Genomic DNA, 13,792 nt, shown 5'->3' on the forward strand with positions numbered 1-13,792 from the left:
CATCTTGGCGCAGTTTTCCTGATTGAGGATTTCGTTTGCGTCGATTCTGCTCTGAGGCGGACGAGGGAAGGTATTTGTTTCGTTGAGGGAGAAATTAGGAAAACTGCGACTGATGAATCAAGCAAATTCTTTGCAGCCAGATTCACCATCTGCGACGGGCATGCGGCAGGCGATCAGTGATGCCACCATCTACATGGTTGTGTCGCAGCTGGGCCATGCGTTGGGGATCCCTGTCGAACGGAGCGGGTTCTCTGCTGATGGGTTGGGCAAGGCAGCCGATACGGACGATCAGCTAGAGCGATTGATGATCGCGGGGCGTCACGCTGGGATTTCGATCAAAGAAGCCAAGCTGATCAACGCGAACCAGATCTTTGACTTAATCTCCGAAGGATATCCCGTCTTGATCTGCGATGGGAGTCAGGCGGTTCATGTTCTTAAGTCGCGAACCGGTCGAAAGTTGGACGGCGTATCGTTGCCATCGAATCAGGTAGAGAGCTATTCTCGGAGGCGGCTCAGCCGACTTCTGAAGGCCAGCAGCGGGCAGCGAATGCTGGTCGCCAAACAGGAGCTCGAATGTGCAACATTGTCATCGTTGGGCATGGTGACGCCTGGTGGCGATGATGATCACGATCATATGTCGCCGCTTCAGCGATTCATGGGATTGCTGAATTTGGATCGTCGAGATTTGTGGATGGTGGCGTTGTTCGCTCTCGTCGGCGGCGTGCTTTCGTTGGCGACTCCGCTTGCAATCGAATCCCTTGTCAATGTAGTCAGCTGGGGCACTTATTGGCAGCCGCTGTTGGTGCTGTCGCTGTTGTTGCTGACGTGTTTGGGACTGTCGGGCATCATGAAGATTTTGCAGACAGTGGTGACTGAGATCATTCAGCGACGACAATTAGTTCGGATCGTCGGCGATCTAGCCCATCGTTTCCCGCGTGCCAATCAACAAGCACTGCAAGGCAGTTATCCTCGCGAGCTTGCCAATCGCGTGTTCGACATCATGACGATTCAAAAAGCAACGTCCGTGTTGTTGATGGATGGCGTTTCGCTGGCTCTGACAACCATGTTGGGGCTGTTGCTATTGGCGTTTTACCACCCCTTTCTTCTGGGCTTTGATCTTGTCCTGCTGCTGACCATGATCATTGTGTTGGTGGTGCTGGGGCGTGGTGGTGTGCGGACGGCGATCGAAGAGTCCATCACGAAGTACCGAATCGTGGCTTGGCTTCAAGACGTGATCGCACTGCCGACTGCATTTAAGGTAAACGGGGGCGAAACATATGCAATTGATCACGCCAACCGACTTGCTACGGACTATTTGATCGCGCGGAAGAGTCAGTTTCGAGTGATTTTGCGGCAGGTCGTGTTCGCTGTTGGGCTTCAAGTCGTCGCGTCGACCGTGCTGTTGGGGCTGGGAGGATGGCTGGTCATTCGTGGGCAATTGACGCTCGGGCAGCTTGTTGCCAGCGAATTGGTGGTGACCGTCGTGGTGGGCGCGTTTGCAAAAGCAGGCAAGTCGCTGGAGAAGTTCTACGACTTGATGGCAGGCATTGATAAGGTCGGGCACTTGTTGGATGTTCCCATCGATGATCGACGCGAAAGCGTCCTGCAGCCCGACGGCGCGGGGGCAGTCCGGTGGGATACGCTGACATTGGTCGCGGGTGCTCAGACGATCGAAATCCCCGAAACGGAGATCCAGCCAGGCAGCCGAGTGGCAGTCGTTGGTGAATGTCCGCACGGCAAATCAGCGTTGATGCGTGTTTTGGCCGGGCTTGTAAAACCACAACGTGGGCTAGCCGAAATCGCGGGTGCCGATGCATTGCAGGCTGGTCCAAGTGGTGAAGGGCAAATCGTGGGTTTTGCCGGTGATGTCGAGATTTTTAATGGTACGCTGCGTCAGAATGTGGCTCTGGGCCGTAATGATGTGGGGCGAGATCGAATCCGAAAAGTTCTGCAAGACATTGGGCTTTGGGATGGTGTGCTGAGACTGTCCGACGGTGTTGAATCGATCCTGCAGACCGGCGGTTATCCGCTGACCAAGACTCAGGCCAGTTTGCTAATGATCGCCCGCGCAATCGCAAGCGAACCTTCGGTGGTGTTGATTGACGGACTCTTAGATCCGCTTGGTGATGCCCCCAGGAGACGCGTGTGGGAAGCCATCAGCGGTGACGATAAACCTTGGACTTTGATCGTTTCGACCAATCGCCAAGATGTCGCTGACCTTTGTCGTGATCGAGTGACTGTGAGGGTAAAGGCATGAGTAAGCAGCAAACGTTGTTTAGTGAATTTCCGGCTCTGCAATTGGTGCGCACCGGTCGTGTGGTGCGATTGGTTGGCAAGTTGACGACGCTGATGTTGGTCGTGTCGATCGTGGCGCTCGTGTTTGTGCCGTGGCGTCAGACCGCAGCGGGGACCGGCGTGGTTGTTGCGTTGGATCCGCAAGAACGTCCGCAACCGGTCCACAGTCAGTCCAAAGGAGTGATCAGCTATGTCAAACCGGGGCTTCGCGAAGGCAGCTATGTCGAAAAAGATGAACTGGTGCTTCGGTTGACACCGTATGCAGCAGAAGGGGTGCAGCAGATCGATACGCAAGTCATGGCAATCGAATCCAAATTGGCGATTGGCAATTCCAGCTTGGAAGTAGCTGAACAGGCCGCGAAATTGCAGATTAGCAGCGGGCAAAGTTTGGCCGAATCGCTCAATCAAGAGTATTTGTCGTCGAGCCAGAAATGGGAGCAGTCCAAAAACGAGGTGGTCGCGTTGCAGGCTGAACTTGACGACAAACGCAACCAATTGCGTATCGCGGAAGAAGTCGCGGCAAAGGGATTGGTGTCTCGCGAAGAGTTGTTTTCCAAACGTCGAGCCGTCGAATCGCAGTTAGCAAAAGTATTGAAATCTGAAAGTGCCGTCGAAGAGGCCTATCGAACTTTGGCGGCAAAGGAAGAAGAGATCGAATCGAAGAAACAAGAAATCGACATCAAGAATCGGTCCGCCAACCAAAAAGTGTTGGAAGTGATCAGCAAGCTTCGTACGATCGAAAAAGAGTTGATCGACCTGCGTAACAAACGCGGTGAACTCGATCGATTGGATGTGCGAGCACCGCGGAGCGGACTGATCCAAAGCTGGTTGGGGCAAGCCGGAAGCGACTCGGTAAAGGAAGGCGATCGATTGTTTGTGATCGTACCGGACACGGATGAACTGGCGGTCGAAATGAAAGTGAGCGGCAATGACATGCCCTTGATTGCCGAAGGCGACCGCGTCCGACTTCAGTTTGAAGGTTGGCCAGCGGTGCAATTTGTCGGTTGGCCATCGGTCGCCGTCGGGACGTTCGGTGGACGCGTGAATCGTGTGTTTCCGACCGATGATGGGGTCGGGAACTTTCGTGTAGTCGTTACGCCCGACACCAGCGGTGAAAGCGACAGTGCGTGGCCCGATCGACGTTATCTGCGTCAGGGCGTACGGGCCAACGGTTGGGTGCTGTTGGACGAAGTCGCACTTGGATACGAAGTCTGGCGGCAACTGAATGGATTTCCGCCAACCGTCAACGACAAGGCACCCAAGGACGACAAGGGCAGCAAGGTGAAACTGCCTAAAGCTTAGATGGCTTTGAAAGCGAAGCCTCTTAGGAATCGGCCGTCAAAGTCGACGTGGATTTCCTGGCCTAACACGTCGGACACATGCGCGTGTGAAAGTTTGCGTTTGTGACGGGTTAGAACGATTGATAGGCTCAGAGCGTCTTGTTGGTTTGCCGATCATTGACCTACCGCCCTCTGCTTTTCATGGGCCGTTCATTGGTGATTTGCTAGCACAGATGCTCCGTCAACGCTCCTTGATTCTTCGACAATTGCCTTCGGCTTTCACGGCCGCGTGGCTGGCTTTATGTGCATCGCAAACTGTTGCTGAGCAGCCACCATCGGGGTTGCGGGCGACCGCGCAGACGACGCCAATCGAGGCGCTTCGCGCAAGCGATGGTTTGATCGAAGAGGGCGATTCGGCAGGGTTGCCAGACGCACCACAAAGTGCGATCGCGTTTCCGGTGAATCGTCAGGCCGAGGTAAGGGCGAACTCCGAGTCCAATCCGTTGGTCAGCGTTCCGGTGGAAGCACTTGACGTCGAACCGGACAACGATCTTACGACGCATGCTGCTGAAGTGCCGATTGCGGTTGATGCGAGCGATGCAAACGGGCCTTTGAAGCTGGCGGACGTGATTGCCAGCGTCTACCACGCGTACCCAGAAGTGGCGTCGTCGAAACTGGAGTACCAAATTGCCAATGGCCAGTTGAAATCAGCGTACGGATGGTACGACACGAAAGTAAAAGGATACACGCTCAACGAGCCAACTGGTTATTATGAAAATTACCGGCACGGTATCGGCGTCGCACGACAGACATGGTGGGGCGGATATCTTTCGGCAGGCTATCGCATTGGCCGAGGAGAATTTCAACCTTGGTACAAAGAGCGTGAGACCGACAAAGCGGGCGAACTAAAGGCATCATGGCAACAGGCATTGCTGCAAGGACGGGCGATCGATCCGCAACGCGTCGAAGTGTTTCAAGCGTCGGTCAGTCGCAAGGCGGCCGCGCCACAAGTGCAGCAAATCATCATCGAAACATCGCGTGATGCCGCACTGGCCTACTGGAAGTGGGTTGCTGAAGGCACCGTGTTGAAAGCTCAGCGCGAGCTGCTTGAGTTGGCTCAAAAGCGAAATGAGCAGTTTGTAGTTGGCGTTCGTGCCGGCAAGTTTCCTGAGATCGACCTGATCCTAAATCAGCAGTTGCTTGCCGAGCGACAAGCCAAAGTGTTGGAAGTGCGTCGGAAATACCAGGCAGCCGCATTCAAGCTGTCCCTCTTCTTGCGAGACGAAATGGGCAAGCCGATGATGCCGGAGGATACTTGGTTGCCCGAAGAATTCCCTGTCACCGAGGTTCCAGCGAGACCGGATTTTGAATCGTCTGTGATGGCGTCGATTGAGCGACGTCCGGAGTTTCAGTTGTTGCGTTTGAAGCGTCAGCAGTTGCAGTACGACTACCAGCTCGCCTGCAACCAAACACTGCCACAGGTGGACCTGATCGCAGAAGCTTCTCAGGACATGGGCGCGGACGCTTCGTCGAAGGATGACAAGGACGAGTTCTTGGTCATTCTGGGACTGCAGGGCGAGTTGCCAATTCAACGTCGAAAAGCACGCGGAAAAATCCAGCAAACGACGGCCAAGATGGCTCAGCTGGATCAGAAGATTCGTTTGCAGACGGACAAAGTGGTCACGGATCTGCGGACAGGTTTTGCTTCGTTGGAGCTGTATGCCCAAGTGGTTGAGCAATCTGATTTGTCACTGCGTGCAGCGTTCGATACGCTAGACCGCTATCGCTTTGCGTTTACCAAGGGCAAGGTGGACCTGCTGTATTTGAATCTGATTGAAACCAAAGCGTACGAAACCGAAATCAAGCTGATTCAGGCACAGCAGCAATGGTTTTCCGCCTTGGCAGAATTGCAGGCAACCATGGGGTTGGATCCGCTGGCACAAGCCACCACCGTCGATGCCATGCCGCCGTCGGATCATCCCGGGCCAGGCAATTTACCCGTCCCGGAGCAAGATGACGAACCAGCAGAGGACGCGTCGGGCACCAATCGTACGTCGAGCGATGCTGAGCAAAACCGATCTGCAAAACCGCAGGCGGGTGAAACACTGTCGGGAGAAAAGCAGCCAAGCGAACGCCGCCTAAATCAAGCTGCCGAGTAAACATGTGGTTAATGCAGTGCCACGACAGAGCCTTGCCGTTCGTGAACAGGGCTCGCGGCATTTGCCGTTCACCGCACTGGAAAACCCAGGCGGCGCTTTGGGGGATCGAAACGGTACTACGCATTCAGCGCGGCGGTCACGATCTGCTTCGCTTCCTCTTGAATGGTTGCCAAGTGTGATTCGCCGCGAAAGCTCTCGGCATAGATTTTGTAGATGTCTTCGGTTCCCGATGGTCTTGCTGCGAACCATCCGTTTTCGGTGACGACTTTTAGTCCACCGATTGCCGCGTGGTTGCCGGGAGCTTCGGTCAGCTTTTGAGTAATGGCTTCGCCCGCCAGTTCGGTCGACTGAACTGCTTCAGGCGATAGAGATGACAGCGCGGCCTTTTCGGCGGGCGTCGCGGGGGCATCGATACGAGCGTAATCGGGGCTGCCAAATTCAGCCTGAAGTGCTTTGTAGTGCTCCGACGGGTTCTTGCCTGTCGTCGCAGTGATCTCGGCCGCCAATAATGCCAGGATCATGCCGTCTTTGTCAGTCGACCAAACGGTGCCGTCTTTGCGAAGAAACGAAGCTCCGGCACTTTCTTCACCACCAAAACCGAGCGAGCCATCAAGCAGCCCGTCGACGAACCATTTGAATCCAACGGGAACTTCGCAAAGCCGGCGACCAAGTCGTTTCGCGACGCGATCGATCATTGAACTTGATACCAGCGTTTTGCCGACTGCAACGTCGTCGCCCCACTGCGGTCGATGTTGGAAGAGGTAGTCAATCGCGACCGCCAAGTAGTGGTTGGGGTTCATCAGTCCAGATCGAGTCACGATCCCGTGACGGTCAAAATCCGGGTCATTTCCAAAGGCAATGTCGAATTTGTCTTTCCACTGAATCAAACCTGCCATCGCGTACGGTGATGAGCAATCCATGCGGATCTTGCCATCTTTGTCGACCGTCATAAACGCAAACGTGGGATCCACTTTGGGGTTCACGATTTGCAAATCGATTCCGTACTTTGCAGCAATTGGCTCCCAGTAGCCAATGCCAGAGCCGCCCAGCGGATCGACGCCGATTTTTAAGTCAGACGCCGCGATGGCTTTCATGTCCACGACGGAATCAAGGTCATCCACGTAGGGCGTGATGTAGTCGCGCGAGTGAGTCGTGGCGGCGGCAAGTGCTTGCTGGAAAGGCAATCGTTTTACATCGGTGGATCCCGACGCGACGATCTGATTGGCGCGGTTCTGAATCTGAGTGGTTGTTTTGGTATCAGCGGGGCCGCCGTTGGTACCGTTGTATTTAAAGCCACCGTCTTGGGGCGGATTGTGTGACGGCGTGATCACAACGCCATCGGCCAACTTACTACCGCTCTGACGGTTGTGACCCAAAATCGCGTGAGAAATCACGGGCGTAGGCGTGTAACCCAGTCCCTCTTGGATCACGACGTCGACACCGTTGGCAGCGAAGACTTCGATGGCGGTTTGGAAGGCGGGTTCCGACAGCGCGTGAGTGTCTTTCCCGCAAAACAAAGGTCCGTCAATTTTGTTTTCGATTCGAAATTCGCAAATCGCTTGGCAGATCGCAGCGATATGTGTTTCGTTAAACGTGTTGGAAAGCGAACTTCCACGGTGGCCGGACGTGCCAAAGCTGACCTTTTGGGTCGAATCGTTTGGGTCGGGCCGCTGCGTGTAGTACGCCGAAACCAACTGAGGAATGTTGACCAGCAGATCGAGTGGTGCTGGTTTGCCAGCCAATTCGTGAAGTGCCATCGGTAATTTCTCGTGAGATGCGAGACGGTTCATCACCGCCTGTTATTGAATCGTCAACCACCGGCGGATTCTCGCCAGCGGGTCTGTTCGCTTACAGTCGCAGTAGAGGCCTACGATTTGGGGAGTGGCTTCACTTTCCAAATTTCGTCAGCGTACTGACCGATCGTGCGATCGCTGGAGAACCATCCACTTGTGGCGGTGTTCAGGATGCTCATGCGGTTCCATTTTTCGACGTCTTGGTAGGCATCGTTGACTTCGCGTTGTGCATCGATGTAACTACGCAGGTCCGCGATCGTGAGCCACTGATCTTGAGGATTGCGAAGGCCGTTGGTCAGGACATTGAAGATGCCTGGTTCGTCCTTATTGAACGTGCCTCCTTCGATCATCTCCATGACCCGGTGGATTTCCGCGTCAGCGGAAATGATCGCGTTGGGATCGTAGTCCATTTTCAGCTCGACCACTTCGGCAGCGTCCAGGCCGAACAAGAAGAAGTTTTCTTCGCCGGCTTTTTCGCGAATCTCGATGTTGGCTCCATCTAATGTGCCGATTGTCAGAGCACCGTTCATCATGAATTTCATGTTTCCGGTGCCGGAGGCTTCTTTGCCCGCGGTTGAAATTTGCTCGGAGAGTTCTGTGCCGGGACAGATGACTTCCATCGCCGAAACGCGGTAGTTGGGGAAGAAAACCAGTTTCAGCAGTTCGTTGGCTTTCGGATCGTTGTTGATCACACTGCCGACATTGTTGATCAGTTTGACGATCAATTTTGCCAGGTGATAACCAGGGGCTGCTTTACCTCCAATCAGTACGCAGCGAGGAACCATGCCCTTGGTTTCTCCTCGCAAGATGCGGTCATAGAGATGGACGACGTGCAAGACGTTTAGCAGTTGCCGTTTGTACTCGTGGATTCGTTTGACTTGGACATCGAACAACGCGGACGGATCGAATTTGACTCCTGTGTTCTTGAACACGTAGTCGGCCAATCGTTCTTTGTTGTGCTGTTTGACTGCTAGCCAACGCTTGCGAAACGCTGCATCGTCAGCATGCTTTGCGAGTTCGGAGATGCCTTCCAAGTTAGCTTCCCACTCCGTGCCGATCGTGTCGTTTAACAGATCACGCAGACCGGGGTTGCAGTGCGACAGCCATCGTCGCTGGGTCACGCCATTGGTCTTGTTGTTGAACTTGTCAGGCCAAATGCGATAGAAGTCAGCGAAGAGTCCGTCTTTGAGCAATTCAGTGTGGAGGGCGGCAACGCCGTTGACCGAAAAGCTGCCGACGATGCTGAGGTAAGCCATCTGTACATGCGGCTGGTCGCCTTCTTCGATCAGCGAGATTCGTTTGAGCAAGTCATTGTCGCCGGGGTATTGCTTGGCGACTTGCGACAAGAATCGCTCGTTGATCTCGTAGATGATTTCAAGCAGTCGAGGCAGCAGGCTACTGAACAGAGCGACCGACCATCGCTCCAGGGCTTCTGGAAGGAGCGTGTGGTTCGTGTATGCCATGCAGTTGGACGTGATCGACCAAGCATCGTCCCAGTCCAAGTGGTGCTCGTCGACCAGCAACCGCATCAATTCAGGAACGGCGCACGCGGGGTGCGTGTCATTGAGTTGGAAGCAGTTCTTTTCAGCAAAGTCGGTGAAGTCACTGCCGTGTTTGGACACCCATTCCTGCAAGACATCTTGCAGACTAGCGGAGACCAAGAAGTACTGCTGTTTGAGTCGCAGTTCTTTGCCGTTTTCACTAGCGTCGTTGGGATACAACACCATCGAAATTTGTTCGGCATTGTTCTGTGCAGCGACGGCTTCGGGGTAACTGCCGGCGTTGAATTCTTTTAGGTCGAACACATCCGTCGCCGCGGCCTTCCAAAGTCGGAGTGTGTTGACCGTGTTGTTTCGGTAGCCAGGAATCGGCATGTCGTATGGGACGGCCAGGAGGTCGTGGCTGCCGACCCAGCGGCTGCGTGTTACGCCATCTTCATCACGGTAACGCTCTGTGTGACCGTAAAGTTTTACCTTCTTGGTGTCCTCGGCTCGCTCAATTTCCCAAGCATTGCCGTTTCGCAGCCAATGGTCGGGAGCTTCGACTTGGTGGCCGTTTTCGATGTGTTGATGGAACATGCCGAATTCGTACCGGATGCCGTAGCCCGCAACCGGCAGGCGAAGATTGGCACAGCTGTCCAAGAAACAAGCTGCAAGCCGTCCCAAACCACCGTTGCCCAGGCCGGCGTCGTGTTCTTGTTCGACGACTTCTTCGAGTTCCAGTGAGTACTGATTCAGTGCTTCGCGGATGGAGCCATCCAATTCTAGGTTTTGGACGGCATTGTTGAGCGATCGCCCCAGTAGAAATTCAAGCGAGAGATACCGAACGCGACGCCCGTCGGTTTCTGCGAATTTTTCGCGAGTATCGAGCCATGGCTGACTGATCCGATCTCGAACAGCGATCGCAGCGGCTTGGTACGAATAATTGGGGCTGATGTCTTTTTCGTTTTGACCCAGCGTGTGGAGCAGGTGTCGACGAAGCTCCGTTGGTAGAGGACCCAGGAGAGCATGGTTTGTCGATTTTGATTGTTTAGTGTCTGGCATAACTTGGTCAAACGCTTAAGAGGAGGTTTCAGGGGATGGTAGAGCGTCGAATAAAAAGGAATTGACGCTGCACCGACACCGTGTTTGTAGGCCTGAAATAAAACGGCCATCATGATATGGGTTAAGTCATTGCTGCATAGCTTGTTGTTGCTGCATCGCGATCGGTTGTACATCCACGCTGACTTTCAGCGTAGTCTGGCCGCCACCGAGCACGACGCCACACATCGGGCTGATATCGCCGTAATCGCGTCCGATCGAAATCGGAATGTGGTCTGTTCCGGCAACAGTGCCGTTTGTTGGATCAAATCCGACCCAGCCGTGTCGAGGGCCCGAGTAAATACTGAACCAAGCATGTGATTCGTCCGCGCCGATTAACCGCGGTGCACCGACTGGCGGGAGAGTCCGCAAATATCCGCTGACATACTTGGCCGACAGGCCAATGGAACGCAGGCACGCAATCGCGAATTGAGCAAAGTCTTGGCAAACACCTGCGCGGGCCGCAAACGCTTCTTCGGGGAGCGTGTCGACGTTAGTTGCCGACGTGTCGTAGCGAAAGTCGGTGTAGATTCTGCGCGTGAAATCCAAGGCGGCTTCCAGGATTCCGCGTCCTGGTGTGAAGGATTTGAAAGCGTAGTCCGCAAACGGCTGCACGCGGCGGATCCTGGGGGAATCAAACCGTTGTTGATCGATCATTGCATCGAATGTGTCGGCCGATTGGATCTGTTGAGCGATCAATTCCCAGGGTTGGCCGACATCACTTATGTTCGATTTTCCCGGGCCGACAGTATTGGTCGGTGGGCCGATCAGTGTCACGGTGGGGGCGTGAACAGTCACGTCGCTATGGGCAACGATTTCGAGTGATTGATGCGTTGATTCAATGGCGAACGTCAAAACGCGATTGCCAAAGTAGTCTTGATGTTCTTCGCTGCTATCGGGCAGCGGCAAGATGTCTAATCGTGTGAAATGGCAAGTCAGGTTCGGCCGTGGAGCTGGCATCATGCGGACTTGGTTTTGACACACCGCGACCGGTTCGCTGTACGCGTACGACGTCTTGTGTTCGATGCGATAGCGCACTTCGGAATTTTGGTTCTGCATAACGGTCATCTCATTCCCCCGGTAAAACCGTGGCCACCCCGGTCAAAGTCTGCTGTTGGCCAGTGTGAATCAAATAACGCGCGGAAATGGCATCGGATAGTGTTGGCAGGTCATCAATGATTCGTCGCAGTTTATCTTCCAGTTGTCGAAGCGTCCCGTTGGGTGACCGTTTGCTAAGTTCTGCAGGGATTGCCATGACCAATTCATGTTTCAGCGCCAAAGCGATTCGTTCGTCGGGGCCAGCGCCGACCGTACGTGAAACGGATGGCAGCGAAGTAAGCAGTTCGACGATTTCGTCCATCTGAAATCGCAACGATCGTGGATTGGTATCGTCGGTTACCAAAAGGTCGATCACCGGGGCGAGGCGTACTAGGTTCATGTAACGCGAGCGGTACGTCATCAGCGAATCGCAAGTTTCAAGCACTGATTCGCAGACAACACGATCGTCTTTGGCCGGCCAAGAAATGGTGGCAAGCAGTAATTCGGATGTATGGTCGGAACGCTCAATGCGACGACCGAGTTCCAGAAACTGTCTCGCGTGGGTTCGCACGAAGCTTTCGGCCGTTACGCCGGCGAGTGCCAGAAAGGCCGAAATCAATTCGTCTAAGCGGATCAAATTCGCGCCGTCGTCATCGACATCGATGGGCAATTTTGCAAGATCCGAAATCCGCTGCACGATGCGATAAGCGTCCAGCGACAAGCGGTCGCGAACCGACATAGCACTTCGCTGCATCAGTTCGATGGTCCGAACCAAACCGCGCGGCTGGCTGGGATCAAAAACCGATCGCGGGAGAATGTCTTCGGGACGTGGGAAGTTTGTGTTTAAGAAATCAATCGCGTAATCCGGATCGATCTGTCCCATCGCAGCGAGGGCCGCGACTAAACGCGGAAGTTCGTTTAATTCGTCAGCGTTGCGTTCTCCGTTGAGCCTGAGCAGCACGGTGCGCAAAAGTCGGGCGATGGCTTCGGCCCGTTCGGCATAGCGGCCCATCCAGAACAAGTGTTCGGCGACACGACTAGGCAGTTCGTCACCACTGCGACGCAGCGAGACAGGGGCCGATGCAGGGTGTAGAAGCGAGTTTTGGTCGTCCGCCGTTTCTTCGCCAAGGACCCAGCAGTCTTGGGTCAAGCGTCCGGATGCCGGCGTTTGGTCCAAGTCGTTTTCATCGTCGCTGAGCCGTGCCAAAGCACCAGGGAGAACTTCGACGTCGTTGGCGGTGCTGAGCTGGAAGCAACGCATCGAAACGTGCCAGGGTTCTAATCGATTGTTGTGCCACACAGGCGCAGTTGAGTAAGTCGGGTGCTGCTGAGCGACGTAGTTGTGCGGTCGGTGTTCGATGGCGGCCAGCAGTTCGCTTCGTGCGGCGGCCGAAAGATTGGCGGCCGACACCGGAGCATCGCCGACGATATGATAGGCCGGGCGAATCAGCAGCTGATCCAAGTTGTCTTTGACGTACTGCAAGTCGGTCGGGCTACCGCACCAATAGGTCTTAACGTTTTGAAGGCGTAGTGGTTCTTTGAAAAAATACTCGCACGCGGCCGACAGGTACGGCATCAATGCCGGAGCTTGGACCAGCACGCTGCCGAGTCCATTTGTTAGCGCAATGCGGCCACTGCGTAAACAGCCCACCAGCCCGGTCACACCGTCGGCGGATTCGGGGGCGAGCTCTAATGGATCGCAGTTGCGATCGGAAATATGCCGCCAAAGCACTTGAATCGGCAGCAAGCCTCCGAGCGTCTTGAGATTCAGTTCACCACCGCGAACCGCCAAGTCAGCCCCTTTGACCAAAGTAAATCCAAGGTAGCGAGATAGATACGCGTCTTCGAATTGTCGGTAGTCACCGGAGGTTGGCGTCAGCAGCGCGACGCGGGGGTTTTCGCGTTCGCGGACCGCTAAGGATCGCAGGTGATCGCGGAGCGAGTTGAAAAAACTGGCGATCCGTTTGGTTTTCGTATTTCGAATCAAGTGCGGATAAATCCGGCTGGTGATGATCCGGTTTTCGAGCAGGTAGCCCAGTCCACTTGGCGCCCGCGTGCGGTCGCTTTGAACCAGCCAGTTGCCGTTGGCTTCGCGAGCAATTTCCGTCGCAGTGATGTGCAGCCGATGCGTCGAAGTCTGCAGCGAATGATAAACGCGATGGAAATAGGGATTGGACCACAGCAGGTCTGCCGGGATGATTCCTTCGCGGAGAAGACGCTGTTCACCGAGCAAATCGTCCAGCACTTTGCTAAGCAAACGCGTTCGCTGTTTCAAACCCGCTTCGACAATGCTCCAGCTGGCGGAGTCGATCACCACCGGGGTGCTTGAAAGCTGCCAGGGACGCGGTTGTTGATCGGCGTCGCCGTCAATTTGGAACGTCGTGCCGTTCTCTCGTACCAGTTTTTCGACTGCTTGTGCTCGCCGATTGAGGCCTTCCCAGCCGAGCGAATCCATTTCTCTTGCGCACATCGCCCAGTGCCCGCGCATGGTTCCATCGTTGCCAACCATTTCGTCGTAGCGATTGGGCAGCGTTTGGTAGCTCTGCACAATCGCCTTCTGATTGGCGGTTGGTTGATTGGCGGCTGGTTGATCGGGAGTCAACTGATTCGCAAGCTCAGGGTTCAATGACAAAATCGTTCGACAAGAA

7 protein-coding genes are annotated in these 13,792 nt (G+C 54.8%); 3 read left to right on the top strand and 4 right to left on the bottom strand.

Annotated elements, in window-relative coordinates:
- The first annotated feature begins 112 nt into the window (after positions 1–112).
- The 3 genes from K239x_RS07065 to K239x_RS07075 all read left to right on the top strand — a co-directional run bounded on the left by K239x_RS07065 (position 113) and on the right by K239x_RS07075 (position 5,734).
- Positions 113–2,257: an ATP-binding cassette domain-containing protein gene (locus K239x_RS07065; RefSeq protein ID WP_419189768.1), complete on the top strand. Its 2,145-nt coding sequence runs from the start codon at positions 113–115 to the stop codon at positions 2,255–2,257.
- Positions 2,254–3,597, top strand: a complete 1,344-nt coding sequence (locus K239x_RS07070) for an HlyD family secretion protein (protein ID WP_145417079.1) — start codon at positions 2,254–2,256, stop codon at positions 3,595–3,597. Before K239x_RS07065 ends, K239x_RS07070 begins: the two co-directional genes overlap by 4 nt.
- Positions 3,598–3,826: 229 nt before the next feature.
- Complete coding sequence (locus K239x_RS07075) at positions 3,827–5,734, top strand: TolC family protein (protein WP_419189769.1); 1,908 nt, start codon at positions 3,827–3,829, stop codon at positions 5,732–5,734.
- A 116-nt stretch (positions 5,735–5,850) separates the two neighbouring features.
- Here K239x_RS07075 and pgm read toward each other — a convergent pair whose 3' ends face one another.
- The 4 genes from pgm to K239x_RS07095 form a co-directional block, all read right to left on the bottom strand.
- A complete protein-coding gene (pgm, locus tag K239x_RS07080) occupies positions 5,851–7,491 on the bottom strand; it encodes a phosphoglucomutase (alpha-D-glucose-1,6-bisphosphate-dependent) (RefSeq protein WP_145417081.1) in 1,641 nt (546 codons plus the stop codon).
- 110 nt (positions 7,492–7,601) lie between these two features.
- Positions 7,602–10,070: a glycogen/starch/alpha-glucan phosphorylase gene (locus tag K239x_RS07085; protein ID WP_145417082.1), complete on the bottom strand. Its 2,469-nt coding sequence runs from the start codon at positions 10,068–10,070 to the stop codon at positions 7,602–7,604.
- A gap of 126 nt (positions 10,071–10,196) precedes the next feature.
- The gene (locus tag K239x_RS07090; RefSeq protein ID WP_145417083.1) at positions 10,197–11,165 is read right to left on the bottom strand and encodes a transglutaminase family protein; all 969 of its coding nucleotides are present in this window, start codon (positions 11,163–11,165) and stop codon (positions 10,197–10,199) included.
- A 10-nt stretch (positions 11,166–11,175) separates the two neighbouring features.
- A complete protein-coding gene (locus K239x_RS07095) occupies positions 11,176–13,770 on the bottom strand; it encodes a circularly permuted type 2 ATP-grasp protein (protein ID WP_419189770.1) in 2,595 nt (864 codons plus the stop codon).
- Between the last annotated feature and the right edge of the window lie 22 nt (positions 13,771–13,792).

Source organism: Stieleria marina (assembly GCA_007741555.1).
GTDB lineage: Bacteria > Planctomycetota > Planctomycetia > Pirellulales > Pirellulaceae > K23-9.

Coding starts and splice junctions, on each gene's coding strand:
- K239x_RS07085 (WP_145417082.1), bottom strand. CDS start 10,070: ATGCCAGACACTAAACAATCAAAATCGACAAACCATGCTCTCCTGGGT.
- K239x_RS07065 (WP_419189768.1), top strand. CDS start 113: ATGAATCAAGCAAATTCTTTGCAGCCAGATTCACCATCTGCGACGGGC.
- K239x_RS07090 (WP_145417083.1), bottom strand. CDS start 11,165: ATGCAGAACCAAAATTCCGAAGTGCGCTATCGCATCGAACACAAGACG.
- pgm (WP_145417081.1), bottom strand. CDS start 7,491: ATGGCACTTCACGAATTGGCTGGCAAACCAGCACCACTCGATCTGCTG.
- K239x_RS07070 (WP_145417079.1), top strand. CDS start 2,254: ATGAGTAAGCAGCAAACGTTGTTTAGTGAATTTCCGGCTCTGCAATTG.